This window comes from Serratia sp. CY52157 (assembly GCF_052168495.1).
Lineage (GTDB): Bacteria > Pseudomonadota > Gammaproteobacteria > Enterobacterales > Enterobacteriaceae > Serratia > Serratia ureilytica.
Map to the genome: position 1 here is coordinate 75,631 of NZ_JBJNMO010000009.1, position 25,169 is coordinate 100,799.

Here is a 25,169-nt window from a genome sequence, read left to right on the forward strand (position 1 = left end):
GAGGCGCGCTGGTTATCCCGCCTGTAAGCCCGCCGCTCGTTGCCGACATAAGTTTGATCTCTGTCCCAGAACGCGAATTTTAGCCGCTTACCCGGTTCCGAGGCTTATGTTGTTACCGGTATCATGATACCGGTAACAACGAGTGGGCGGTCATCTTGCTGCAAGACTGAACCTCTGAATCAACAACACCTACAGCTCTTCTTAAACACCGGGAAAGAGCCTAAAAATAAAACAACCGCACGCTTTACGCCTATCGTAAAGAGAGTCGCGATAAAAGGTTGGAGAAAAACTATGCCATTAGTGATTGTTGCAGGCGGCGTAGCGCTGCTGCTGCTGCTGATGATCCGCTTCAAGCTGAACGGCTTTATCTCTCTGGTTCTGGTTGCTCTGGCGGTCGGGATTGCACAGGGGATGCCGGTCGATAAGGTCATCGGCTCCATCAAGGCCGGCGTGGGCGGCACGCTGGGCAGCCTGGCGCTGATCATGGGCTTCGGCGCCATGCTCGGCAAGCTGCTGGCGGACTGCGGCGGCGCACAGCGCATCGCCACCACGCTGATCGACAAGTTCGGCAGAAAACACATTCAATGGGCGGTGGTGCTGACCGGTTTCACCGTCGGCTTCGCGCTGTTCTACGAAGTGGGCTTCGTGCTGTTGCTGCCGCTGGTGTTCACCATCGCCGCCTCCGCGCGCATTCCGCTGCTGTACGTCGGCGTGCCGATGGCCGCCGCGCTGTCGGTGACTCACGGCTTCCTGCCGCCGCACCCGGGCCCGACCGCCATCGCCACCATCTTCCATGCCGACATGGGTAAAACCCTGTTGTACGGCACGCTGCTGGCGATCCCGACGGTGATCCTGGCCGGCCCGGTCTATGCCCGCTTCCTGAAAGGCATCGACAAGCCGGTGCCGGAAGGCCTGTACAACCCGAAAACCTTTACCGACGCGGAGATGCCGAGCTTTGGCGTCAGCGTCGCCACGTCGCTGGTGCCGGTGATCCTGATGGCGCTGCGCGCGGTCGCTGAAATGGTGCTGCCGAAGGGCCACAGCCTGCTGCGCTTCGCCGAGTTCTTCGGCGACCCGGTGATGGCGACCCTGATCGCCGTGCTGATCGCTATCTTCACCTTCGGCCTGAACCGCGGCCGCACCATGGATGAAGTGATGGGCACCATCACCGATTCGATTAAAATCATCGCCATGATGCTGTTGATCATCGGCGGCGGCGGCGCCTTCAAGCAGGTGCTGGTGGACAGCGGCGTTGAGAAGTACATCGCCGGTCTGATGGAAGGCAGCAACGTTTCGCCGATCCTGATGGCCTGGTCGATCGCCGCCGCGCTGCGTCTGGCGCTGGGTTCCGCCACCGTGGCGGCAATCACCGCCGGCGGCATCGTGGCGCCGCTGATCGCCACTACCGGCGTCAGCCCTGAGCTGATGGTGATTGCGGTCGGTTCCGGCAGCGTTATCTTCTCGCACGTCAACGATCCGGGTTTCTGGCTGTTCAAGGAGTACTTCAACCTGAGCATCATGGAAACCATCAAATCCTGGTCGGTGCTGGAAACCATCATCTCGGTGTGCGGCCTGGTGGGCTGCCTGCTGCTGGCGACGGTCGTATAATCTTTATCCGGCGCCCTGCGGGGCGTCGGCGTTCCAAAGTATCTTTATCAGTCGGGACGCATTTGGCGCGTTTGCGCCAGTTCCCATAAGGGCATGACACAATGAGCAATCCGCAGAATCACGTATTTATCCTGATGGGCGTGTCCGGCAGCGGCAAATCCGCCGTAGCCAGCGCCGTCGCCCGCGAGGCCGATGCCGCCATGCTGGACGGCGATTATCTGCATCCGCGCGCCAACATCAACAAGATGGCTGCCGGGCATGCGCTGGACGACAACGATCGTGCCCCGTGGCTGGCGGCCTTGAACGACGCCATCTTCGCCATGCAACGCACCAATCCCGTGTCGCTGCTGGTCTGCTCGGCGCTGAAGAAAAGCTATCGCGACCGCCTGCGCGAAGGGAATAGCAACCTGCATTTCCTCTACCTGAAAGGCGACAAGGCGGTGATCGAGGAGCGCCTGAAGCAGCGCAAAGGTCACTTCTTCAAACCGCAGATGCTGGTTTCGCAGTTCGCCACGTTGGAAGAGCCGGGCGAGCAGGAGCCGGATGTGCAAGCGATCGACATCAACCAGCCGCTGGACGGCGTGGTCGCCGATACGCTCGCCTATATTCGCCGCGTTACCGCCCGCTGAGCGCGGGCCGTTGTCGGCGCCGCCAGGCGCCTACAGCTTCATGTAAGCCCGCACGCCGTCCAGGAACATCTGGGTCGACAGCATCACCAGAATCAGCCCCATCAACCGCTCCAGCGCGCTGACGCCTTTGCTGCCCAGCAGGCGCAGGAACAGGTTCGACATCAGCAAAATGGCCGCAGAGAGGCCCCAGGCGATCAACAGCGCCGCCACCAGATGGGGCAGCTGATGCGGATACTGGTGCGACAGCAGCATCAATGCAGCCAGAATCGACGGCCCGGCCACCAGCGGGATCGCCAGCGGCACCAGGAACGGCTCCTCGCCGGCGGACAGCCCGGAGCTGTTTCCTTCCTGCGAGGGGAAAATCATCTTGATGGCGATCAGAAACAGGATGATGCCGCCGGAAATGGAGACGGTTTCGGTGCGCAGGTTGAGGAACGCCAGAATTTTCTCGCCGGCGAACAGGAAGATCAGCATCAGCAGCAGGGCGATCAGCAGCTCGCGAATCAACACCACGCGGCGGCGGCGCGGTTCCAGGTGTTTGAGCACCGACATGAAAATCGGCAGGTTGCCCAGCGGATCCATAATTAAAAACAGCAATACCGTAGCGGAAATCATCTCTGTCATGGTGACCTCGTGATCGGGAAAACGCCTCGGCCTTTTCGGCCGCGTCCTTGCCTATACCCTATGGATTTCAAATTGCAGCTAGGCGCCCAGCGATCGCATCCCCAGGAGCTTACTCAAGTAAGTGACTGGGGTATGACAAATCTGCCGGGAGCAGATTTGAACGCTGCTCGCAGCGGCCCCTTGGGGCGTGGCCCACGGATGGGCCACGTAACTACGTGCAGGCAACAACGCTGCAGTTTGAAAGACGACGGCTATATAAGAAGGATTGCTGAGAAATCCCCAGCCATCGAATAAATTCACTTTGCGCCCGCGCCGACATTTTGTAAGGTGAGGAGATATTGCACACAACTCGTTATCACCTAATAAGCCCTTATCCGGGCGGGACACAGATATTATGAAAAACGTTGGTTTCATCGGTTGGCGCGGAATGGTCGGCTCGGTTCTCATGCAACGCATGACGGAAGAGCGCGATTTCGACGCCATTCGCCCGGTCTTTTTCTCCACCTCGCAGCACGGTTCTGCCGCGCCGGCCTTCGGTGGCCAGCAGGGCACGCTGCAGGATGCCTATGACATCGACGCCCTGAGCGCGCTCGATATCATTATTACCTGTCAGGGCGGCGATTATACCAACGAAGTTTATCCTAAGCTGCGCGCCAGCGGTTGGCAGGGTTACTGGATCGACGCAGCCTCGTCGCTGCGCATGCAGGATGACGCCATCATCATTCTGGATCCGGTCAACCACGCGGTGATTCAGCAGGGCCTGGACAAAGGCATCAAAACCTTCGTCGGCGGCAACTGCACCGTCAGCCTGATGCTGATGTCCCTCGGCGGCCTGTTCGCCAACGATCTGGTTGAGTGGGCGTCGGTTGCCACCTACCAGGCGGCCTCCGGCGGCGGCGCGCGCCACATGCGCGAACTGCTGACCCAAATGGGCATGCTGCACGCCGATGTGGCGAAAGAGCTGCAGGATCCGGCCTCCGCCATTCTGGATATCGAACGCAAGGTGACCGAGGCCACCCGCAGCGGCAAACTGCCGACCGACAACTTCGGCGTGCCGCTGGCCGGCAGCCTGATCCCGTGGATCGACAAGCAGCTCGACAACGGCCAGAGCCGCGAAGAGTGGAAAGGCCAGGCGGAGACCAACAAGATCCTCAACACCGGCAGCGTGATCCCGGTCGATGGCCTGTGCGTGCGCGTGGGCGCGCTGCGCTGCCACAGCCAGGCGTTCACCCTGAAGCTGAAAAAAGACGTGTCGCTGCCGGAAATCGAGCAGATGCTGGCGACGCACAACGACTGGGTGCGCGTGATCCCGAACGACCGCGAGCTGACCATGCGCGAACTGACGCCTGCGGCGGTGACCGGCACGCTGAATACGCCGGTCGGCCGTCTGCGCAAGCTGAATATGGGGCCGGAGTACCTGTCGGCGTTCACCGTTGGCGACCAACTGCTGTGGGGCGCGGCCGAGCCGCTGCGCCGCATGCTGCGCATCCTGCTGTAAACCCGCACTTCCTGGGGGCTGAGCGCTTTCAGCCCCCTAACGCCTTATTTTCCGCTTTTTTGTTCGCTGCGCGCCGCGTCGGACAGCGTTATCGCAAGTCTCGTTTCATTGGGCTGTACCCCGCATCTCTTCTCGTCGGCCGCCGCATGCAGATGCCGTCAGGCTGGCAGTTTTCTTAATGAAGAATTTTCCTCACCAATGCCGAGCAGTTTTTAACAGACATTGGCTATGCTTAACGCAGGGGTGAACACTTTTTCACCATGACTGAAATATTTCAAAAAATAAGCATAAAGAGCGAAATTCAGGTCGGCAGAGTAAAGATTGGTCAATAACCGACCGCAATCACGCTTTAGAGTCCGAATGCATTGCATGATGACCAAAACGGCCAAGGAATAACCAACAAGCCGTGCTTAGATCATGCTGTTAATCTAAGGAAGAAGACTATGCCTGTACTTCCCGATCGTGACGTGATTGATCAGATCATCTCCGGCCATTACGCCGATCCCTTTGCTCTGCTTGGCATGCATGCGACCGATAACGGTCTGCAAGTGCGCGCGCTGCTGCCGGACGCCGGCGCAGTCTGGCTGGTGGAACAGCAAACCGGCCGGCGACTGGTGCAGCTGAACTGCGACGATCCGCGCGGTTTCTTCAGCGCCGTGGTGCCGCGGCGAAAAAATCCTTTCCGCTATCAGCTGCAGGTCAGCTGGCGCGATCATCAACAGATCGTCGACGATCCCTACCGGTTCGGCCCGCTGCTGCAGGACATCGACAGCTGGTTATTGGCCGAAGGCACGCACCTGCGCCCCTATGAACGGCTGGGCGCTCACCTCGTCACGCTGGATGGCGTCGACGGCGTCAGCTTTGCGGTCTGGGCGCCCAACGCGCAGCGCGTCTCGGTGGTGGGGGAATTCAACTTCTGGGACGGCCGCCGCCACCCGATGCGTCTGCGGCGTGAGAACGGCATCTGGGAGTTGTTCTTGCCCGGCGTGCGGGCCGGGCAGCTGTACAAATATGAAATCGTCGATTGCTATGGCAATACCCAACTGAAAGCCGATCCTTACGCCTTTGAGGCGCAGATGCGCCCGGATACCGCCTCGCTGGTGGCGCCGCTGCCGGAGGTGGTGCCGTCGACGCCGGCGCGCCGCCGCGCCAACGATTTTGACCAGCCGATCGCCATTTACGAGGTGCATCTCGGCTCATGGCGCCGCCACACCGATAACCACTTTTGGCTCAGCTACGGTGAACTGGCGGTGCAGCTGATCGACTATGTGAAGGACATGGGATTCACCCATATCGAGCTGCTGCCGGTCAACGAGCACCCGTTCGACGGCAGCTGGGGCTACCAGCCGCTGGGGCTGTATGCGCCGACCCGGCGCTTCGGCACGCCGGCCGACTTCAGGGCGTTTGTGGCGGCGGCGCATGAGGCGGGCATCAACGTGATCCTCGACTGGGTGCCGGGGCACTTCCCCAGCGACGCCTACGGCCTGGCGAATTTCGATGGCACTGCGCTGTACGAATACGCCGATCCGCGCGAGGGCTACCATCAGGACTGGAATACGCTGATTTACAACTACGGTCGCCACGAGGTGCGCAACTACCTGGCGGGCAACGCGCTGTATTGGCTGGAGCGCTTCGGCATCGACGCGCTGCGGGTGGATGCGGTGGCGTCGATGATCTATCGCGACTACAGCCGCGCCGACGGCGAGTGGGTGCCGAATTACTACGGCGGCAACGAGAATCTGGAGGCCATCGCCTTCCTGCGTTATACCAACCAGACTATCGGCCAGGCGCAGCCGGGCGCGGTGACGCTGGCGGAGGAATCTACCGACTATCCCGGCGTCACCCTGCCGCCGGACGCCAACGGCCTTGGGTTCCACTACAAATGGAACCTCGGCTGGATGCACGACACGCTCAATTACATGAAGTGCGATCCGGTGCACCGCAAGTATCACCACAACCAGATGACCTTCGGCATGCTGTACGCCTATACCGAGAACTTCGTGCTGCCTATCTCGCACGATGAAGTGGTGCACGGCAAAAAATCGGTCCTCGACCGTATGCCGGGCGACGCCTGGCAGAAATTCGCCAACCTGCGCGCCTATTACGGCTTTATGTGGGCGCATCCGGGCAAGAAGCTGCTGTTTATGGGCTGCGAATTCGCACAGGGGCGCGAGTGGAATTTCGATACCAGCCTCGACTGGCATTTATTGGAAGGGTTGGATAACTGGCATAACGGCGTGCAGCGGCTGGTGCGCGATCTGAACCACTGCTACCGGCAGCAGGCGCCGCTGTACGAGCGCGACTACCGGCCGGACGGCTTCGAGTGGCTGGTGGTCGATGATCACGACAACTCGGTGTTCGCGTTCGCGCGCTACGATTCGCAGGGCAATGAGCTGATCGCCATCAGCAACTTTACCCCGGTGCCGCGCTACCGCTACCGCATCGGCCTCTCGCGCGCCGGTGACTACCGCGAGATCCTCAATACCGATTCGCACCACTATCACGGCAGCAACGCCGGCAATCAGGGGCGGGTCTCTTCCGAAGCGGTCGGCAGCCACGGCCGCGACTTCTCCATCTGCGTAACGCTGCCGCCGCTGGCGACCATTTATCTGCTGCGGGAGGCGCCATGACGGAGCTGACGGCCGGCCTCGCCGCGCCGCTGGGCGCGCATTACGACGGCGAAGGCATCAACTTTACCCTGTACTCGGCGCACGCGGAGCGGGTGGAGCTGTGCCTGTTCGACGGCCAGCAGCGCGAAGTGCGCCTGCCGCTGCCGGCGCGCAGCGGCGATATCTGGCATGGCTACTTACCGGGCGGCAGGCCGGGGCAACGTTACGGTTACCGGGTCTACGGCCCGTTTGACCCGGCGAACGGACAGCGTTTTAACCCCAACAAACTGGCGCTCGATCCGGCCGCGCGCGCGGTGGAAGGGCCGGTGGCGGATCACCCGCACCTGCACGGCGGTTACGAGCAGCCGGACCCGCACGACAGCGCGGAGCTGATGCCGAAGTGCGTGGTGGTGGACGAACAGTATGACTGGCAGGACGATCGCCCGCCTGCCACGCCCTGGGGACAGACGGTGATTTACGAAGCGCACGTGCGCGGCCTGACGCTGCTGCACCCGCAGATCCCGCCGGCGCTGCGCGGCAGCTTCGCCGCATTGGGGCACCCGGCGATGATCGCCCACTTCAAACGCCTCGGCATCACCGCGCTGGAACTGCTGCCGGTGCAGCAACATACCTCCGAACCGCGCCTGCAGCGGTTGGGGCTGATCAACTATTGGGGCTATAACGTGCTGGCGCCCTATGCGCCGGACAACCGCTACGCCAGCCTGAGCACCGATGCCACGCCGCTGAACGAATTCCGCGATGCGGTCAAGGCGCTGCACAAAGCCGGCATCGAGGTGATCCTCGACGTGGTGTTCAACCACAGCGCCGAGCTGGATATGGACGGGCCGATGCTGTCGCTGAGCGGCATCGATAACCTGAGCTACTACTGGCTGACGCCCGAAGGGGACTATGTCAACGACACCGGTTGCGGCAACACGCTGCGGTTGGATCAGCCGCAGGGCGTGGCCTGGGTGATGGATTGCCTGCGTTTTTGGGTGCGGGAGTGCCACGTCGACGGCTTCCGTTTCGATCTGGGCAGCGTGCTCGGCCGCACGCCGGGGTTCGATCGCGATGCGCCGCTGTTCCAGGCGATGCTGGCGGACGATGTGCTGTCGCGCTGCAAGCTGATCGCCGAACCCTGGGACATTGGCCCCGGCGGCTATCAGGTGGGGGCGTTTCCCGGCCGCTTCGCCGAATGGAACGATCATTACCGCGATGACATGCGTCGTTTCTGGCTGCAGAGCGGCGTGTCGCTCGGCCAGTTCGCCCGGCGTTTTGCCGCTTCCAGCGATCTGTATAACCAGCGCGGGCGAGCGCCTTACGCCACCGTCAACATGCTGACCGCCCATGACGGTTTTACCCTGCAGGACGTGGTCAGCTTCAATGAGAAACACAATCAGCCCAACGGCGAGGGCAACCGCGACGGCAGCGATCGCAATTTCAGCAACAACCACGGCGTCGAAGGCCTGGTCGCCGACGACGCCATTGTGCAACGCCGCAGGGCCAGCCAGCGGGCGATGCTCGCCACGCTGTTGCTGTCCCAGGGAACGCCGATGCTGCTGGCCGGCGATGAACAGGGACACAGCCAGCAGGGGAACAACAATGCCTATTGTCAGGACAACGCCACCACCTGGCTCGATTGGGCCACGGCGGACGACGCGCTGACCGATTACGTCGCGGCGCTGATCGCGCTGCGCCGCCAGATCCCCGCGCTGCAGCAGGACCGCTGGTGGCAGCAGGACGACGGCAGCGTGCAGTGGCTGAACGCGCAAGGGCAGGCGCTCGACGCGCAGCAGTGGGAGCAGGGCGAGCCGCTCATGCAGATCCTGCTGTCGCAGCGCTGGCTGCTGCTGATCAACGCCACGCCGCAAACGACGGAGATGAGGTTGCCGGAAGGCGATTGGCAGGTTGTCGCCCCGTTCACTCAGGAAGACTCACGGGCGGTATTGCCCGCCTGGCACCAGGCCGCGCGCTCGCTTTGCGTACTGGTACGGAAATAATAAAAGGAGTCCGCTATGGTTAGGTTTGAAAATAAAGACCCCCTGATGTTGGCGCGCCAGCTGCCGATTAAATCCGTAGCGCTGATCCTGGCCGGTGGCCGCGGTTCACGTCTGAAAGATTTGACCTCCACCCGCGCCAAGCCCGCCGTCCACTTTGGCGGCAAATTCCGCATCATCGACTTCGCCTTGTCGAACTGCCTGAACTCCGGCATCCGCCGCATCGGCGTGATCACCCAATACCAGTCGCACACGCTGGTGCAGCACATTCAGCGCGGCTGGTCGTTCCTCAACGAGGAGATGAATGAGTTCGTCGATCTGCTGCCGGCCCAGCAGCGCCTCAGCACCGAGCATTGGTACAAGGGCACCGCCGACGCGGTGTACCAGAACCTGGATATCATCCGCCGCTACGAGGCCGAATACGTGGTGATCCTGGCGGGCGATCACATCTACAAGATGGATTATTCGCGCATGCTGATCGACCACGTCGAGAAGGGCGCTCAGTGCACCGTGGCTTGCCTGCCGGTGCCGCGCAGCGAAGCCGGCGAATTCGGCGTGATGAAGGTGGATGAAAGCGACCGCATCATCGAGTTTCTGGAAAAGCCCGCCGATCCGCCGGCGATGCCGGGCAACCCGGATATGTCGCTGGCCAGCATGGGCATCTATATTTTTAATGCCGCCTACCTGTTCCAACTGCTGGAAGAGGATATGTCGACCCCCGGCTCCAGCCACGATTTCGGCAAGGATCTGATCCCGAAAATCACCGCACAGCAGGCGGCGTGGGCGCATCCGTTTACCTTGTCCTGCGTGACGTCCAACCCCGACTTGCCGCCTTACTGGCGCGACGTGGGCACGCTGGACGCTTACTGGCGCGCCAATCTCGATCTGGCGTCGGTGACGCCGGAGCTGGACATGTACGACCGCGCCTGGCCGATCCGCACCCACATGGAACCGCTGCCGCCGGCCAAGTTCGTGCAGGATCGCTCCGGTAGCCATGGCATGACCATGAATTCGCTGGTGTCCGGCGGTTGCATCGTCTCGGGCTCGGTGGTGGTGCATTCGGTGCTGTTCCCGCGCGTGCGAGTGAACTCGTTTTGCACCATCGACTCTACCGTATTGTTGCCGGACGTGAACGTCGGCCGTTCCTGCCGCCTGCGGCGCTGCATCATCGACCGCGCCTGCCATATTCCGGAGGGCATGGTGATCGGGGAAAACGCCGATGAGGACAGCAAGCGTTTCTATCGCTCGGAAGGCGGCATCGTGCTGGTGACGCGCGAAATGTTGTCAAAATTGTGAGTTAACGTGGGGGGCAGAACGATAGCCTGCCGCCCGATGAACGGTTCGATGGCTTGCGCAACGCGGCACACATAACAGCGGCAAGCCTGCTTTATTTCTTATCCAGAGGCCTTCGGCCGACTTTCAGGAGTGATAATGCAGGTCTTACACGTATGTTCTGAAATGTTCCCCCTGCTGAAAACGGGCGGACTCGCAGACGTGGTTGGCGCGCTGCCGGCGGCGCAAATCGCCGAAGGCGCCGATGTTCGGGTGCTATTGCCCGCTTTCCCTGACGTACGCAACGGCATACCCGACACCGTGCTGGTGGCGGAGATAGACTCGTTCGCCGGCCGTGTCGGCCTGCGTTACGGCACCTACCATGGCGTGGGCATTTACCTGATCGATGCGCCCTGGCTGTATGACCGGCCGGGCAGCCCATACCACGATCAGTCCATGTACGCCTACCCCGACAACCACCGGCGCTTTGCGCTGCTGGGCTGGATGGCCTGCGAGCTGGCCAAGGGGCTGGATCGCTACTGGCGTCCGCAGCTGGTGCACGCCCACGACTGGCATGCCGGCCTGAGCTGCGCCTATCTGGCCGCCAACGGCCACCCGGCGCGTTCGGTGTTCACCGTGCACAACCTGGCCTATCAGGGCCTGTTCTCCGCCCATCATGTGACCGAGCTGTGGCTGCCGGCGTCGTTTTACGATGTCTATGGCCTGGAGTTCTACGGCCAGATGTCGTTCCTCAAGGCCGGGCTGTTTTATGCCGACCACGTGACCGCCGTCAGCCCGACCTATGCGCGCGAGATCACCCGGCCGGAGTTTGGCTACGGCATGGAGGGGCTGCTGCAGGAGCGGCAGCGGCAAGGCAGGTTGAGCGGCATCCTCAACGGCGTGGACGACAAGATTTGGGATCCGGCCCACGACCCGCGGCTGAGCGCCCGCTACGACGCCGACGATCTGAAAAGCAAGGTCAAAAACAAGCTGCATCTGCAAAAGGCCATGGGGCTGAAGGTGGACGAATCGCTGCCGGTGTTCGCGGTGGTGAGCCGATTGACCAGCCAGAAAGGCCTCGATCTGGTGCTGCAGGCGCTGCCCGAATTGCTGGCGCAGGGCGGGCAGTTGGCGCTGCTGGGCGCCGGCGACGCGGTGCTGCAGCAGGCGTTTCTGGCCGCCGCCGCCGACTACCCTGAGCAGGTCGGCGTGCAGATCGGTTATCACGAATCCTTCTCCCACCGCATCATCGGCGGCGCCGACGTCATTCTGGTGCCGAGCCGCTTCGAGCCCTGCGGCCTGACGCAGCTCTACGGCCTGAAATACGGCACGCTGCCGCTGGTGCGCCGCACCGGCGGACTGGCGGACACGGTCGTGGACTGCGCGCTGGAGAACCTGGCCGACGGCACCGCCAGCGGATTCGTGTTCGACGATTGCGACGCTGTCGCGCTGGGCAACGCCATCCGCCGCGCCATGGTGCTGTGGAGCCGGCCGAAACACTGGCGCCACGTTCAGCGCCACGCCATGAGCGTGGACTTCGGCTGGCCGGTGGCGGCGAAAGAGTATTTATCGCTTTATCAACGCTTGTAGCCCGCGATTCGCGTCGCGGGTTGACGCGCGGCGGGCAACCGTAAGGGTAGATTGTCGGGGCGCAGCGTACCGCGCCCATGTTCAGCGGGGCCAGCTATTCCGCGGCGGATGGCTGGGCTCCCCATTAGGGATTAAAAGCCATGACTTCACCGTTTAGTTACACCTCACCTACGGTCAGTGTGGAAGCGCTGAAACATTCCATTGCCTATAAGCTGATGTTTATCGTCGGCAAGGATCCGGCGATCGCCAACCGCCACGACTGGCTCAACGCCGTCCTGTTCGCGGTGCGCGATCGCATGGTGGAGCGCTGGCTGCGCTCCAACCGCGCCCAGCTGTCTCAAGACGTGCGGCAGGTGTATTACCTGTCGATGGAGTTTCTGATCGGCCGCACGTTGTCGAACGCGCTGCTGTCGATGGGCATTTATCAGGACATCGACAACGCGTTGAACGAGATGGGGCTGAACCTGGCGGAGTTGCTGGAGGAAGAGAACGACCCCGGGCTCGGCAACGGCGGTCTGGGCCGGCTGGCGGCCTGCTTCCTCGACTCGCTGGCGACGCTGGCGCTGCCGGGGCGCGGCTACGGCATTCGCTATGAGTACGGCATGTTCAAGCAGAACATCGTCAACGGCCAACAGATGGAATCGCCGGATTACTGGCTGGAGTACGGCAATCCGTGGGAGTTTCCGCGCCATAACACCCGCTACAAGGTGCGCTTCGGTGGCCGCGTGCAGCAGGAGGGGGCCAAGGCCCGCTGGCTGGAGACCGAAGAGATCGTGGCCATCGCCTACGATCAGGTGATCCCCGGTTTCGACACCGACGCCACCAACACGCTGCGGTTGTGGGGCGCGCAGGCCAGTAACGAGATCAACCTCGGCAAGTTCAATCAGGGCGATTACTTCGCGGCGGTGGAAGATAAAAACCATTCGGAGAACGTGTCGCGCGTGCTCTATCCGGACGATTCGACCTCCTCCGGGCGTGAATTGCGCTTGCGACAAGAGTATTTCCTGGTGTCGGCCACGGTGCAGGATATTCTCAATCGCCATTGGCTGATGCACAAAACCTTCGACAACCTGGCGGACAAGATCGCCATTCACCTCAACGACACTCACCCGGTGTTGTCGATTCCGGAGCTGATGCACCGGCTGATCGACGAGCACAAGTTCAAGTGGCTCGACGCCTGGGAAGTGGTGGAGCAGGTATTCTCCTACACTAACCACACGCTGATGAGTGAGGCGCTGGAGACCTGGCCGGTGGACATGCTCGGCCGCATCCTGCCGCGCCATCTGCAGCTGATTTTCGAGATCAACGATCACTTCCTCAAAATGGTGCAGGAGGTGGCGCCGGGCGACAACGATCTGCTGGCGCGGGTCTCGATCATCGACGAAACCAACGGCCGTCGGGTGCGCATGGCGTGGCTGGCGGTGGTGGCCAGCCACAAGGTCAACGGCGTTTCCGCCCTGCATTCCGAACTGATGGTGCAGTCGCTGTTCGCCGACTTCGCCCGGCTGTTCCCGACTCGTTTCTGCAACAAAACCAACGGGGTGACGCCGCGTCGTTGGCTGGCGCTGGCCAACCCGCCGTTGGCGGCGGTGCTGGACGACTGCATCGGCCAAACCTGGCGCACCGATCTCAGCCAGCTGAGCGAGATCAAGGCCAACATCGATTACCCGAGCTTCCTGCAGGCGGTGCAGCGCGCCAAGCGGCAGAACAAGGAGCGGCTGGCGCTGTACATCGCCAAAACGCTCAACGTGGTGGTTAACCCGGATGCGCTGTTCGACGTGCAGATCAAACGCATCCACGAGTACAAACGGCAGTTGCTCAACGTGTTGCACGTCATCACGCTGTATAACCGTTTACTGGCCGACCCTGATATCGAGCGCGTGCCGCGAGTGGTGATCTTCGCCGGCAAGGCGGCCTCGGCCTACTATGCTGCCAAGCAGATCATCCGCCTGATCAACGACGTGGCCAAAGTGATCAACAACGATCCGCGCGTGCATACCCAGTTGAAGGTGGTGTTCATTCCGAACTACGGCGTCAGCCTGGCGCAGATCATCATCCCGGCTGCGGATCTGTCGGAACAGATCTCGCTGGCGGGCACCGAAGCCTCGGGCACCAGTAATATGAAGTTCGCGCTGAACGGCGCGCTGACCATCGGCACGCTGGACGGCGCCAACGTCGAGATGCGCGAGCACGTGGGGGAGGAGAACATCTTTATTTTCGGCAATACCGCCGAGCAGGTCGAGGAACTGCGCCGCAACGGTTACAACCCGCGCCAGTACTACGAGCAAGACCCAGAACTGCATCAGGCGCTGACGCAGATCGCCACCGGCATGTTCAGCCCTGAGGAGCCGAAGCGCTATGGCAATTTGTTCGACTCGCTGGTGAACCTCGGCGACCACTATCAGCTGTTGGCGGATTACCGCAGCTATGTGGACACGCAGGACAAGGTGGACGAGGTGTATCTCAATCAGGACGAGTGGACGCGGCGCGCGGTGCTGAATATCGCCAATATGGGTTACTTCTCATCCGATCGCACTATTCAGGAATATGCGGATGAAATTTGGCACATTAAGCCGGTGAAGCTGTAAAGCGGGACAGGAAAAAAGCAAAGGGCCGGATAACCGGCCCTTTTTCGTTACGCTGCGGCTCAGGAAGCCAGCGACAGCGCTTTCGTTTTCGCGTGTTCCGCCAGCCAGGCTTTCACGCGCGCCTGCTGCGCTTCGTCCAGCCACATGCCCAGCTTGGTGCGGCGCCAGATAGCGTCGTCCAGCTCCACGACCCACTCTTTCTCGGTCAGGTAGCGCAGTTCGGCTTCATACAGACCGTGGCCGAAATCTTCGCCCAGATCGGCGAGGCCGTTGGCGCCGGCCAGGATCAGCTCGCTCTGGCTACCGTAGGTGCGGGCATAGCGGCGCGCCAGGGCTTCCGGCAACCAGCCGTGCGCACGGCGCAGTTTGGCCGCGTAACCGTCGCGGTCGCCGTCGATGTCACCGCCCGGCAGCGTGGCGTTTTTGGTCCACGCCGGGCCGCAGCCTGGGTAGTAGTGGGCCAGTTTTTCCATCGCATGTTCGGCCAGCTTGCGGTAGGTGGTCAGCTTGCCGCCGAAGACCGACAGCAGCGGCGCCTTGCCTTGCTCGTCGTGCACGTCCAGCGTGTAATCGCGGGTGATCGCCTGCGGTGAATCGGACTCGTCGTCGCACAGCGGACGCACGCCGGAGTAAGTCCAGACGATGTCGTCGCGGCCCAGCTGCTTCTTGAAGTGATCGTTGTACACTTTCAGCAGATAAGCGATTTCGTTCTCGTCGATCTTCACGTCTTTCGGATCGCCTTTGTACTCCACGTCGGTGGTGCCGATGATGGAGAACTCGTCATTCCACGGGATCACGAACACGATGCGGTGGTCTTCGTTCTGCAGAATGTAAGACTGCGGCTGATCGTGCACGCGCGGCACCACGATGTGGCTGCCTTTGATCAGACGGATGCCGTAAGGCGATTTCAGCTTCAGGCCGTCGTCGAAGAAGTTTTTCACCCATGGGCCGGTGGCGTTCACCAGGCCTTTGGCGCGCCAGGTGAAGGTTTTGCCGCTGTCGATATCGACCGCTTCCACCATCCACAGGCCGTTTTCGCGCCATGCGCGGGTCACTTTGGTGCGGGTGCGCACTTCGCCGCCGCGTTTTTCCACTTCCTGCGCGTTCAGCACTACCAGGCGAGCATCGTCGACCCAGCAGTCGGAATATTCGAAACCGCGCTTCAGCTCAGGCTTCAGCACCGATTCTGGTCCAAAGCGCAACCCCTTGCTGCCCGGCAGGCTGGTGCGTTTGCCCAGGTGATCGTACAGGAACAGGCCGATACGGATCATCCAGGCCGGACGCAGATGCGGCTGGTGCGGCAGGCGGAAACGCATCGGGAACGCGATGTGCGGCGCCAGTTTCAGCAGCACTTCACGTTCGGCCAGCGCTTCGCTCACCAGCCGGAATTCGTAGTGTTCCAGGTAGCGCAGGCCACCGTGGATCAGTTTGGAACTGGCGGAAGACGTAGCACAGGCCAAGTCTTGCGCTTCCAGTAGCAGTACCGACAGCCCGCGCCCGGCAGCATCCGCCGCGATGCCGGCACCGTTGATGCCGCCACCGATAACGATCAAGTCTTTGGTTTCCACGTCATCTTCCTCCAGATGTTCGAAATAGCTCTTTCATGTTCGTTTTCGCTCATGATTGTAATCAAAAACCAACAAGCAAGCCAAGACTTAACCAAACAAAAACATTTAGGCGTGATAGAGGTAACAGTTTGGTGATGATAGTCACACAAGTAGCATGGATATGGCGCGGGCGCGCAAACGGCTGTCGGTGAGGGGGGTTAAAGGGATGAAACGGGGCGGCGGCGCGCCCCGAAGGTTAAGGCCGAATCAGCACAGCTCCAGCTGCACGTCGTACTGTTCGATGATTTTCATCACGCTCGGCGGCGGCAGCTGGTCGGTAAACAGGTAGTCGATCAGGTTCATGTTGCCCAGGTTGACCATGGCGTTGCGGCCGAATTTGGAGTGGTCGGTCACCAGCATCACGCAGCGGGAATTTTCGATAATCGCGCGTTTGGTGCGCACTTCGTGATAGTCGAATTCGAGCAGCGAGCCGTCCATATCGATGCCGCTGATGCCGAGAATGCCGTAATCGAGACGGAATTGGGAGATGAAGTCCAGGGTGGCTTCGCCCATGATGCCGCCGTCGCGGGTGCGCACTTCGCCGCCGGCCAGGATCAGGCGGAAGTCTTCCTTGGCGGTCAGCAGGGTGGCGACGTTAAGGTTGTTGGTGACCACGCGCAGGTTCTTGTGGTTCATCAGCGCATGGGCCACCGCCTCCGGCGTGGTGCCGATATCGATGAACAGCGTGGCACCGTCCGGGATCTGGCTGGCGACGCGCTGCGCGATGCGGGCTTTCTCTTCCGACCACATCACCTTGCGATCGTTATAGGCAGCGTTGACCGAGCTGGAAGGCAGCGCCGCGCCGCCGTGGTGACGCTGGATCTTGTTCTGGTCGGCCAGGTCATTCAAATCGCGGCGAATCGTTTGCGGGCTGACGTCAAAATGCTCGACCAGCTCTTCCGTGCTGACGTAACCCTGCAGGCGCACCAGCTCGATAATTGCGTCATGACGCTGTGTTTGCTTCACGATAATCCCCTAAAACGCCCGCTATGCCCGCTGGGCATAGCTCCCGGCTGTTATTGTTCGTTGTGTGCGCGATGACGCGTATCCCAAAATGCCATCAATAACCCTAACACTAAACCGGCTACGTGTGCCGCGTTGGCGATCGACATTCCTAAAATATCGAAATATCCGGCCACCAGCCACAGCACCGAGAACACCATCAGGCCGCGCGGCAGCATCAGGCCGCGCTCCGGCGCCCGTTCGCCCGACAGCCAGACATAGCCCATCAGCGCATAGACCACGCCGGACAGCCCGCCGAATAGCGCGCCGCTGAACAGCGATTGTGCCCAGCCGCTGAAGAACGCCGACACCACCGCCAGCACGAACAGCTTGCCGGCGCCGAGGCGTTTTTCCATCTGGCCGCCGAGATACCACCACCACATCAGGTTAAACAGGATATGCAGCAGAGAGAAATGCAGGAACGCATGGCTGATCCAGCGCCACAGCTGGGTGTATTGGCTGCTGTCCTGCGGCCAGGAGAGCCAGTACATCACGGTATCGTCGCCGAGCGCCTGCATCAGAATATAGACCGCGATGCACAGCACCATCACGCCGAGCGTCAGCGGCCCGGCCTTGCTGCGCAGGGTGTGCAGGTAGGACTCGCTCTGATAGTGCAGGCCGGCGTCGGTATGGCCGGTCTGCCAGCTGGCGGCCTGATAACGGCGGTTGAGCGGATCGACCAGAAACTGCTGCAGCTCGCGTTGCACCTGCTCGAGATGGCCTTCGTCGGCCAGCCAGATTTCCGCCACCTCGCCGCTGTTGCGCAGCTCAAGCCGGATGCCCTGGGTCGCCATATAGTCGACAAAGGCCAGCGCCAGGCGCGGGTTGGATACGGCGATTACTCTAACCATTGCTCTTCCGTCGTAAGTGAATGATTTTGGCCGCCGCTTGCGCGCCGGCGACCCTGACGGCCGATTATAACGTCGAAATCCTGAGCGCTGGCAAACGGATCTGCGAAAAACCCGCGAAAACGCGCATAAAAACGAAGGGGAAGCCCGCCGACGCACGGCGGGCGGCGGGGATCAGGCTGAGGTTTCCACGTCTTGCGGATACTGACGGGCCCAGGCCTCGAAGCCGCCGTCGATGCTGTAGACCGCGTCGAACCCCTGGTGCAGCAGGTATTGCGCCGCGCTGCGGCTGCTGTTGCCGTGGTAGCACATCACCATCACCGGCCGCTCGAAGTCGTTTTGTTGCATAAAGGCCGACAGGGTGGCGTTGGTGAGGTGAAAGGCGCCCGGCGTATGCCCGGCTTCAAAACTTTGCGGATCGCGGATGTCGACCAGGGCGGCGCTGCCCTCTTTCCAGCGGGTGTAAGCCTGTTCAACGTTGATCGCTTCGAACTGTTCCATACTGCTGACTGCCTCATTATTGGGGGACGCCGCTATTGTAACCAACTCTGCGGCGTTTAAGACCAGAGCAAGCTTGTGGTTTTCTCACACCAGCAGCACTTCTACCCCTTGTTGACGCAGTTGCTCAACGATCGCCGAATCGGCGGCGCGGCCGGTGATCACCATGGCGATTTGCTCGGTACGGCTGAACAGCATGCCGGCGCGTTGGCCGACTTTGCTGCTGTCAACCAGCACTACCAGTTTACCGACGTAGTTGAGCATCTTCTGTTCCGCCATCGCGGTCAGCATATCGGTTTTATACAGGCCGTCAGCGGTGAGGCCGATACCGCTGGTGAACATCCAGTGCCCGGCGTACAGGGTGGCGTCGCCGTCCTGGGGCGCCAGAGTAATCGACTGGGTTTTGTTGTACTGGCCTCCCATGATCACCACGCTGTCATGTTCCTGCTCGATCAGGTAATTGGCCAGCGGCAGATAATTGGTGATCACCTGAACCGGCTTGCCGCAAATTTCACGGCCCAACAGAAATGCGGTGGAGCCGCAATTGATCACCACGCTTTCACCCGGCTGACAGAGCTGTGCCGCGGCCGCCGCAATACGCATTTTTTCGTCCAGGTGCTGAGTTTGGTGGATATTGAGCGGCGTCCAGGCCGGGCGCGGAGTTTGTGTGGCTTCGGCGCCGTTGCGCACTTTGCGCAATTTGCCGATTTCATTCAGTTTGTTGATGTCCCGGCGCGCGGTGGCTGGAGAGATGTCAAACGCCGCGATGACGTCCGCCACGGAGATTTGCCCCTTGCGCTGCAAGAGATCGAGAATGGCGTTGTGGCGTTGGGACTCTGTCATGCGGGCTCCGTCGGAGAGAGAAAACGTCGTTGCCTATGATTATATGCGCGCCGTTTGACGATTTGAATCATTCCCGTTCAAAAGCGCGCATCCGTATGCAACACCGGTTGATTACAAGAAAGACTTGAAGGGCAGATCGGGTTCGAGGGTGAAGCAATCATCGAAACCGCGCGGGTAGTGGTACTCCAGATTGTCTTTATCCTGCGGCCAGATGAACTTGCCGCCAACCTGCCAGATAAACGGTTTAAAACCGTATTTGAGCCGGTCTTTCTTCATTTCCCACAGCACGCGAATTTCCTGCGGATCCGCCTGGAAATTCGACCATATGTCATGGTGGAAGGGGATCACGACCTTGGCGTTCAGCGATTCCGCCATGCGCAAGATATCGGCGCTGGTCATCTTGTCGGTAATGCCGCGCGGGTTCTCGCCGTAGGAACCGAGGGCGACATCGATCTGATGATCGTTGCCGTGCTTGGCGTAATAGTTGGAGTAGTGGGAATCGCCGCTGTGATAAAGGTTGCCGCCCGGCGTTTTGAACAGGTAGTTGACCGCCCGCAGGTCCATGCCGTCCGGCAGAACGCCCGCCGCTTTTTGTTCCACCGGCAGTGTGATGAGCGCCGTGCGATCGAAGGCGTCCAGCGCATGAATTTCAATGTCTTTGATTTTTATCACGTCGCCAGGTTTGACGGTGATGCAACGCTCAGGCGGCACACCCCAGCCAATCCAGATATCCACGCAGCTTTGCGGCCCGATAAACGGAACGGTGGCGGCGCAATTTTGCAACACCGCCGCGGCGACGTTCACATCGATGTGATCGTTGTGGTCGTGCGTGGCCAAGACGGCGTCGAGCTGGGTAATCGCGAAGGGATCCAGTACGAATGGGGTCGTGCGCAGGTTAGGCTGCAGCTTGCGCACCCCCGCCATTCGCTGCATTTGGTGGCCGGTTTTCATCAGTGGGTTGCCGTGGCTTTGCTTGCCGGTACCGCACCAAAAGTCGACGCACAGATTGGCGCTTTCTTCGGATTTGAGCCAGATACCGGTACAGCCCAGCCACCACATGGCGAAGGTGCCGGGCGCAACTTTCTCCTGCTCTATCTCTTCGTTCAGCCAGGTGCCCCATTCGGGAAAGGTGTTCAATATCCAGGATTCGCGGGTGATGTCGTTGACTTTACTCATGGGTCGTTCCTCGTTGGCTGTGATAATGCAATCACAAATAATCATTTTAAGATTTTATGTGATTTGTTTTGATCGAATCTAGCACCGTTTTTTTCAACTGACAACGATCGAAATACACGTTAACACCGCCGGATTTACGTGCTGCGCCGTCCTTTCATCTCCTTTTTGTTTGATTAACTGCTATTAAATTCAATGAGTAATAAAATGTAAGCGGTCTAATTCATTGAATGTTAGTGGAATTGATTTTTAACTTGCGAGGTTGTTCACAAATAATCATTTATGATCTTTTTGTGATTTCTTGTGATTGGTATGGTGAAGGCGTTACCTGCATGCCAACCTTTTCGGGAGAGCCGTATGGAAACTCTTTACACCATCTTCACCGTCTTTTTTAACCAGGTGATGACCAATGCGCCGCTGCTGTTGGGGCTGGTTACGCTGCTGGGTTACACGTTGCTGCGCAAAAGCGCGGCGGTCATTATCAAAGGCACGATCAAAACCATTATCGGTTTCATGTTGCTGCAAGCCGGTTCCGGCATCCTGACCGGCACGTTCAAACCGGTGGTGGCGAAGCTGTCCGAGGTGTACGGCATCAACGGGGCGATTTCAGATACCTATGCCTCGATGATGGCCACCATCGATCGGATGGGGGAGGCCTATAGCTGGGTCGGCTACGCGGTCTTGCTGGCGCTGGCGCTGAACATACTCTACGTGTTGTTGAGGCGCATTACCGGCATCCGCACCATCATGCTTACCGGCCATATCATGTTTCAGCAGGTGGGGTTGATCGCGGTATTTTTCTACATTCTGGGCTACGGCATGTGGACAACGGTATTGTGCAGCGCGCTGTTGGCTTCACTGTATTGGGGCATCACGTCCAACATGATGTTCAAACCGACGCAGGCGGTGACGGAAAACAGCGGTTTCTCCATTGGGCACCAACAGCAGTTCGCTTCGTGGCTGGCGTATAAGGCAGCGCCGTATCTCGGTAAAAAAGAGGACAGCGTGGAAGATCTGAAGCTGCCTGGGTGGCTGAACATTTTCCATGACAACATCGTTTCCACCGCCATCGTGATGACGCTGTTCTTCGGCATCATTCTTTGCTCGTTCGGCTTGGATACCCTGCAGGCGATGGCCGGTAAAACCCACTGGAGCATCTATATCCTGCAAACCGGGCTGATGTTCGCGGTGGCGATTTTCATCATCGTGCAGGGCGTGCGCATGTTCGTCGCCGAATTGACCGAGGCCTTCAATGGGATTTCCCAACGCCTGATCCCCGGTGCGGTACTGGCCATCGACTGCGCCGCCATCTATAGCTTCGCGCCCAACGCCGTGGTGTGGGGCTTTATGTGGGGCACCATCGGCCAATTGATCGCCGTCGGCATCCTCCTGGCGTGCGGCGCTTCCATCATGATCATCCCCGGTTTCATTCCCATGTTCTTCTCTAACGCCACCATCGGCGTGTTCGCTAACCACTTTGGCGGCTGGCGCGCGGCGATGAAGATCTGCCTGGTGATGGGGATGATAGAGATCTTGGGCTGCGTGTGGGCCATCAAGCTGACCGGGCTGAGCGCCTGGATGGGAATGGCGGACTGGTCGATTCTGGCGCCGCCGCTGATGCAAGGGCTGAGCTTCGGCCTGTGGTTTATGGGCGTGGTGATCGCCATCGCGCTGCTGTACATGTTCTTCGCCGGGCGCACCCTGCGCGCGGAGGAAGATGCTGAAAAACAATCGGTTGAACCAGCGTCACGTTAATAGGAGTGCAGATTATGACGGTACGAATCCTGGCGGTGTGCGGTTGCGGACAAGGCAGTTCCATGATCATGAAAATGAAAGTCGACCAATTTTTAACGCAGCAAGGCGTGGATCATTCGGTCAACAGCTGTGCGGTGGGGGAATACAAATCCGAGTTGAGCGGGGCTGACATCATCATCGCTTCCACCCATGTCGCGGATGAGATCGTCGTCAGCGGCAACAAATACGTGGTCGGGGTGCGCAATATGCTCTCGGCGGCCGACTTTGGTCCGAAGCTGATGGAAGTCATCGGCGCGCATTTTCCGCAAGATTTGAAGCAGTGAGGAGCGAGTCATGAAGCTGAGCGATTCGTTGGCGCAGAACAACGCTATTCACCTGCAGGCGGAGGCTGCCGACTGGCGTCAGGCGGTGCGGCTGGGGGTCGATCTGCTGGTGGCCGCCGGCGTGGTGGAGCCTCGCTATTTCGACGCCATTCTGGCCGGCGTCGAACGGCACGGCCCTTACTTCGTGTTGGCGCCCGGCCTGGCGATGCCGCATGGTCGGCCGGAGGAAGGGGTGCTGAAAACCGGCTTCGCCTTGGTCACCTTGAAAACGCCGGTGTGCTTCGGCGATGAGGACAACGATCCGATAGATATCTTGATCACCATGGCGGCGGTGGACGCCAAAACGCATCAGGAGGTGGGCATCATGCAAGTGGTTAACCTGTTCGAAGATGAGGCGAACTTCGATCGCTTGCGGGCCTGTCGCCGGGCGAGCGAGGTACTGGCGTTAATCGACAAAACGTCCGCGGCGGCGGCGAATTGAAGGAGACATGCAATGAAAACGCATTTACCGATGCTGCAAGTGGCGCTGGATAACCTGTCCATGGCCGCGGCTTACAATACGACGCGCCTGATCGCGGCCGAAGTCGACATCATTGAGGTCGGCACTATTTTGTGCGTGGCGGAAGGCGTACGGGCCGTGCGCGATCTGAAAGCGCTGTATCCGGATCGCATCGTGTTGGCGGACGCGAAAATCGCCGATGCGGGGCAAATTTTGGCGCGGATGTGCTTCGAGGCACACGCCGACTGGATCACGGTGATCTGCTGCGCTGACATCAATACGGCCAAGGGCGCGCTGCAGGTGGCGCATGAGTTCGGTGGCGACGTGCAGATCGAACTGACGGGGTTTTGGACCTGGGAACAGGCGCAGGCGTGGCGTGAGGCGGGTATTGGTCAGGTGGTGTATCACCGCAGCCGTGACGCGCAGGCGGCGGGCGTCGCCTGGAGCGATGACGATATCCGCGCGGTTCATCGCCTGAGCGAGATGGGTTTCAAGGTGACGGTTACCGGCGGATTGTCATTGGCGGATTTGCCTCTGTTCCGGGGCATTCCCATCCATGTTTTTATCGCCGGGCGTAGCATTCGCGATGCCGCCGATCCGGTCGCGGCGGCGCGGGAATTTAAACGCGTCATCGCCCAACTGTGGGGCTGAGGAGCGGTTATGTTGCAAAAATCCGTACCGTTGGGCATCTACGAGAAGGCGTTGCCGCCGGGCGAGGACTGGCTGGCGCGCTTGCAACTGGCGGGGGAGTTGGGATTCGATTTCGTTGAAATGTCGATCGATGAAAGCGACGACCGTCTGGCGCGGCTGGATTGGAACAGCGAGCAGCGACTGGCGCTGATCGGCGCCGTTGCGGCCAGCGGTGTGCGCGTCCCTTCTTTGTGCCTTAGCGCCCATCGGCGTTTTCCGTTGGGCAGTGAAGACGACAGGACGCGCGAGCGGGGGCTGGAGATCATGCGCAAGGCCATCCGGCTGGCGCAGGATACCGGCATACGGGTGATCCAACTGGCCGGATATGACGTTTATTACCAACAGGCTACTGCGCAGACCCGCGCCCGGTTCCGCGCCGGCTTGGCGCAGGCGGTGGAGATGGCCAGCCGCGCGCAGGTCATGCTGGCGATGGAAATCATGGATTATGCGCTGATGAATTCGATCAGCAAGGCGCTGGGTTATGTCCACTACCTGAATAACCCATGGTTTCAGCTGTACCCGGACATCGGCAATTTGTCTGCCTGGGACAACGATGTGCAGATGGAGCTCGTAGCCGGACGCGGGCATATCGTAGCGGTGCACGTTAAGGATACGCGGCCGGGAGAGTTTAAGAACGTGCCGTTCGGCGAGGGCGTGGTCGATTTCACCCGCTGCTTCGAAACGCTGCTTGCGAGCGGCTATCGCGGCCCCTATCTGCTCGAAATGTGGAGCGAGAAGGCGCCCGACCCGCTGCAGGCGGTGCGGGAGGCGCGTGCCTGGGTGGTTGAACGCATGGCAGAGGCCGGGTTGGAAATAGGGAGCTAACATGCTGGAACAACTGAAATGGCAGGTCTACAAAGCCAATATGGCGCTGCCTGAGCACGGGCTGGTGACCTATACCTGGGGCAATGTCAGCGGCATCGATCGGGCCAGCGATCTGATGGTGATAAAACCCAGCGGCGTGCCTTATGAAACGATGCGGGCGGAAGATATGGTGGTGGTGAATGCGCGAGGGGAGGTTGTTGAGGGGCAACTGCGGCCTTCATCCGATACGCCGACGCATCTGGCGCTGTACCGGGCATTCCCACAACTCGGCGGCGTCGTGCATACGCACTCCACTCACGCCACCGCCTGGGCCCAGGCGGGTGAGGCGATACCGGCGTTTGGCACCACCCATGCCGACTATTTTTCCGGCGACATTCCTTGCACCCGCGCGCTGACGGCGGAAGAGGTGGCGGGGGAATATGAATTGAACACCGGGCAGGTGATTATCGAAACCCTGTGCGGGCGCGAGCCGTTGCACATTCCCGGCATTCTGGCGTATCAGCATGGCCCGTTTAGTTGGGGCTGCTCGCCGGATGAGGCGGTGCATAACGCGGTGGTGCTCGAGGAGGTGGCTAAGATGGCGTGGATCAGCCTGGGCATTAACCCCGGCCTGCGCCGGATCGATGAACACCTGTCGGCGAAACATTTCAGCCGCAAACATGGCGCCGGCGCTTATTACGGCCAGCGCTGA

General features: G+C 60.5%; 21 protein-coding genes. 14 read left to right on the forward strand and 7 right to left on the reverse strand.

Translation table 11 applies throughout. The annotated features are described in order from the left end of the window. The first annotated feature begins 291 nt into the window (after window positions 1–291). Together gntT and gntK are read left to right on the forward strand one after the other, a co-directional pair. Window positions 292–1,608, forward strand: a complete 1,317-nt coding sequence (gene gntT / locus ACJ8IP_RS22545) for a gluconate transporter (protein WP_004930830.1) — start codon at window positions 292–294, stop codon at window positions 1,606–1,608. Window positions 1,609–1,709: 101 nt separating this feature from the next. Continuing rightward, complete coding sequence (gene gntK / locus ACJ8IP_RS22550) at window positions 1,710–2,237, forward strand: gluconokinase (protein WP_046687937.1); 528 nt, start codon at window positions 1,710–1,712, stop codon at window positions 2,235–2,237. 30 nt (window positions 2,238–2,267) lie between these two features. On the opposite strand, the gene ACJ8IP_RS22555 is transcribed toward gntK, so the two are convergent. After that, window positions 2,268–2,861 (reverse strand): YhgN family NAAT transporter, encoded by a 594-nt coding sequence (locus ACJ8IP_RS22555; protein ID WP_025159894.1) that lies wholly within the window; start codon window positions 2,859–2,861, stop codon window positions 2,268–2,270. 394 nt (window positions 2,862–3,255) lie between these two features. On the opposite strand from ACJ8IP_RS22555, the gene asd reads away from it, so the two are divergent. The 6 genes from asd (at window position 3,256) to glgP (ending at window position 14,415) form a co-directional block, all read left to right on the forward strand. After that, window positions 3,256–4,359: an aspartate-semialdehyde dehydrogenase gene (gene asd / locus ACJ8IP_RS22560; protein WP_016930397.1), complete on the forward strand. Its 1,104-nt coding sequence runs from the start codon at window positions 3,256–3,258 to the stop codon at window positions 4,357–4,359. 443 nt (window positions 4,360–4,802) lie between these two features. After that, entirely contained in the window at window positions 4,803–6,989 is a 2,187-nt protein-coding gene (gene glgB / locus ACJ8IP_RS22565) for a 1,4-alpha-glucan branching enzyme (RefSeq protein WP_033645310.1), read from the forward strand. Next, window positions 6,986–8,968: a glycogen debranching protein GlgX gene (glgX, locus tag ACJ8IP_RS22570; RefSeq protein ID WP_033645309.1), complete on the forward strand. Its 1,983-nt coding sequence runs from the start codon at window positions 6,986–6,988 to the stop codon at window positions 8,966–8,968. The genes glgB and glgX overlap by 4 nt, the downstream gene beginning before the upstream one ends. A 15-nt stretch (window positions 8,969–8,983) precedes the next feature. Then, window positions 8,984–10,261: a glucose-1-phosphate adenylyltransferase gene (glgC, locus tag ACJ8IP_RS22575; RefSeq protein WP_004930810.1), complete on the forward strand. Its 1,278-nt coding sequence runs from the start codon at window positions 8,984–8,986 to the stop codon at window positions 10,259–10,261. Window positions 10,262–10,396: 135 nt separating this feature from the next. Beyond that, window positions 10,397–11,827 carry a glycogen synthase GlgA gene (glgA, locus tag ACJ8IP_RS22580; protein WP_033645308.1) on the forward strand — a complete coding sequence of 477 codons (1,431 nt, stop codon included), beginning with the start codon at window positions 10,397–10,399 and terminating at the stop codon, window positions 11,825–11,827. Between the two features lie 140 nt (window positions 11,828–11,967). Further along, window positions 11,968–14,415: a glycogen phosphorylase gene (gene glgP, locus ACJ8IP_RS22585; RefSeq protein ID WP_033645307.1), complete on the forward strand. Its 2,448-nt coding sequence runs from the start codon at window positions 11,968–11,970 to the stop codon at window positions 14,413–14,415. A 59-nt stretch (window positions 14,416–14,474) separates the two neighbouring features. Here glgP and glpD read toward each other — a convergent pair whose 3' ends face one another. The 6 genes from glpD to ulaG form a co-directional block, all read right to left on the reverse strand. Then, a complete protein-coding gene (gene glpD, locus ACJ8IP_RS22590; protein ID WP_004930801.1) occupies window positions 14,475–15,983 on the reverse strand; it encodes a glycerol-3-phosphate dehydrogenase in 1,509 nt (502 codons plus the stop codon). Between the two features lie 246 nt (window positions 15,984–16,229). Beyond that, window positions 16,230–16,988 carry a DeoR/GlpR family transcriptional regulator gene (locus tag ACJ8IP_RS22595; RefSeq protein ID WP_004930797.1) on the reverse strand — a complete coding sequence of 253 codons (759 nt, stop codon included), beginning with the start codon at window positions 16,986–16,988 and terminating at the stop codon, window positions 16,230–16,232. A 50-nt stretch (window positions 16,989–17,038) separates the two neighbouring features. Further along, window positions 17,039–17,875: a rhomboid family intramembrane serine protease GlpG gene (glpG, locus tag ACJ8IP_RS22600; protein WP_198793389.1), complete on the reverse strand. Its 837-nt coding sequence runs from the start codon at window positions 17,873–17,875 to the stop codon at window positions 17,039–17,041. Between the two features lie 171 nt (window positions 17,876–18,046). Then, complete coding sequence (gene glpE, locus ACJ8IP_RS22605) at window positions 18,047–18,373, reverse strand: thiosulfate sulfurtransferase GlpE (protein WP_004930790.1); 327 nt, start codon at window positions 18,371–18,373, stop codon at window positions 18,047–18,049. Window positions 18,374–18,457: 84 nt separating this feature from the next. Next, entirely contained in the window at window positions 18,458–19,213 is a 756-nt protein-coding gene (gene ulaR, locus ACJ8IP_RS22610) for an HTH-type transcriptional regulator UlaR (protein WP_033651753.1), read from the reverse strand. Between the two features lie 111 nt (window positions 19,214–19,324). Continuing rightward, window positions 19,325–20,389 (reverse strand): L-ascorbate 6-phosphate lactonase, encoded by a 1,065-nt coding sequence (ulaG, locus tag ACJ8IP_RS22615; protein ID WP_033645303.1) that lies wholly within the window; start codon window positions 20,387–20,389, stop codon window positions 19,325–19,327. A 354-nt stretch (window positions 20,390–20,743) separates the two neighbouring features. Between ulaG and ulaA the strand changes: the two genes are divergently transcribed. The 6 genes from ulaA to ACJ8IP_RS22645 are packed head-to-tail and all read left to right on the forward strand — an operon-like array spanning window position 20,744 to window position 25,169. Then, window positions 20,744–22,141 (forward strand): PTS ascorbate transporter subunit IIC, encoded by a 1,398-nt coding sequence (gene ulaA / locus ACJ8IP_RS22620; protein WP_033645302.1) that lies wholly within the window; start codon window positions 20,744–20,746, stop codon window positions 22,139–22,141. Between the two features lie 14 nt (window positions 22,142–22,155). Next, the gene (gene ulaB, locus ACJ8IP_RS22625) at window positions 22,156–22,464 is read left to right on the forward strand and encodes a PTS ascorbate transporter subunit IIB (protein ID WP_033645301.1); all 309 of its coding nucleotides are present in this window, start codon (window positions 22,156–22,158) and stop codon (window positions 22,462–22,464) included. Between the two features lie 10 nt (window positions 22,465–22,474). After that, window positions 22,475–22,945, forward strand: a complete 471-nt coding sequence (ulaC, locus tag ACJ8IP_RS22630) for a PTS ascorbate transporter subunit IIA (protein ID WP_033645300.1) — start codon at window positions 22,475–22,477, stop codon at window positions 22,943–22,945. A 12-nt stretch (window positions 22,946–22,957) separates the two neighbouring features. Continuing rightward, window positions 22,958–23,614, forward strand: coding sequence for a 3-keto-L-gulonate-6-phosphate decarboxylase UlaD (locus ACJ8IP_RS22635; protein ID WP_033645299.1), 657 nt, complete (start codon window positions 22,958–22,960; stop codon window positions 23,612–23,614). A 9-nt stretch (window positions 23,615–23,623) separates the two neighbouring features. Then, window positions 23,624–24,478, forward strand: coding sequence for an L-ribulose-5-phosphate 3-epimerase (locus ACJ8IP_RS22640; RefSeq protein WP_198793388.1), 855 nt, complete (start codon window positions 23,624–23,626; stop codon window positions 24,476–24,478). A 4-nt stretch (window positions 24,479–24,482) separates the two neighbouring features. Then, a complete protein-coding gene (locus ACJ8IP_RS22645) occupies window positions 24,483–25,169 on the forward strand; it encodes an L-ribulose-5-phosphate 4-epimerase (RefSeq protein WP_198793398.1) in 687 nt (228 codons plus the stop codon).

Bases quoted from the DNA above. Each gene is read 5' to 3' on its own strand.
- ulaG (WP_033645303.1), bottom strand. From the start codon at position 20,389: ATGAGTAAAGTCAACGACATCACCCGCGAATCCTGGATATTGAACACC.
- asd (WP_016930397.1), top strand. From the start codon at position 3,256: ATGAAAAACGTTGGTTTCATCGGTTGGCGCGGAATGGTCGGCTCGGTT.
- ulaC (WP_033645300.1), top strand. From the start codon at position 22,475: ATGAAGCTGAGCGATTCGTTGGCGCAGAACAACGCTATTCACCTGCAG.
- ACJ8IP_RS22640 (WP_198793388.1), top strand. From the start codon at position 23,624: ATGTTGCAAAAATCCGTACCGTTGGGCATCTACGAGAAGGCGTTGCCG.
- gntK (WP_046687937.1), top strand. From the start codon at position 1,710: ATGAGCAATCCGCAGAATCACGTATTTATCCTGATGGGCGTGTCCGGC.
- ulaB (WP_033645301.1), top strand. From the start codon at position 22,156: ATGACGGTACGAATCCTGGCGGTGTGCGGTTGCGGACAAGGCAGTTCC.
- gntT (WP_004930830.1), top strand. From the start codon at position 292: ATGCCATTAGTGATTGTTGCAGGCGGCGTAGCGCTGCTGCTGCTGCTG.
- ulaR (WP_033651753.1), bottom strand. From the start codon at position 19,213: ATGACAGAGTCCCAACGCCACAACGCCATTCTCGATCTCTTGCAGCGC.
- glgC (WP_004930810.1), top strand. From the start codon at position 8,984: ATGGTTAGGTTTGAAAATAAAGACCCCCTGATGTTGGCGCGCCAGCTG.
- glpE (WP_004930790.1), bottom strand. From the start codon at position 18,373: ATGGAACAGTTCGAAGCGATCAACGTTGAACAGGCTTACACCCGCTGG.
- ACJ8IP_RS22635 (WP_033645299.1), top strand. From the start codon at position 22,958: ATGAAAACGCATTTACCGATGCTGCAAGTGGCGCTGGATAACCTGTCC.
- glgX (WP_033645309.1), top strand. From the start codon at position 6,986: ATGACGGAGCTGACGGCCGGCCTCGCCGCGCCGCTGGGCGCGCATTAC.
- ACJ8IP_RS22555 (WP_025159894.1), bottom strand. From the start codon at position 2,861: ATGACAGAGATGATTTCCGCTACGGTATTGCTGTTTTTAATTATGGAT.
- glgB (WP_033645310.1), top strand. From the start codon at position 4,803: ATGCCTGTACTTCCCGATCGTGACGTGATTGATCAGATCATCTCCGGC.
- ulaA (WP_033645302.1), top strand. From the start codon at position 20,744: ATGGAAACTCTTTACACCATCTTCACCGTCTTTTTTAACCAGGTGATG.
- glgP (WP_033645307.1), top strand. From the start codon at position 11,968: ATGACTTCACCGTTTAGTTACACCTCACCTACGGTCAGTGTGGAAGCG.
- glpG (WP_198793389.1), bottom strand. From the start codon at position 17,875: ATGGTTAGAGTAATCGCCGTATCCAACCCGCGCCTGGCGCTGGCCTTT.
- glgA (WP_033645308.1), top strand. From the start codon at position 10,397: ATGCAGGTCTTACACGTATGTTCTGAAATGTTCCCCCTGCTGAAAACG.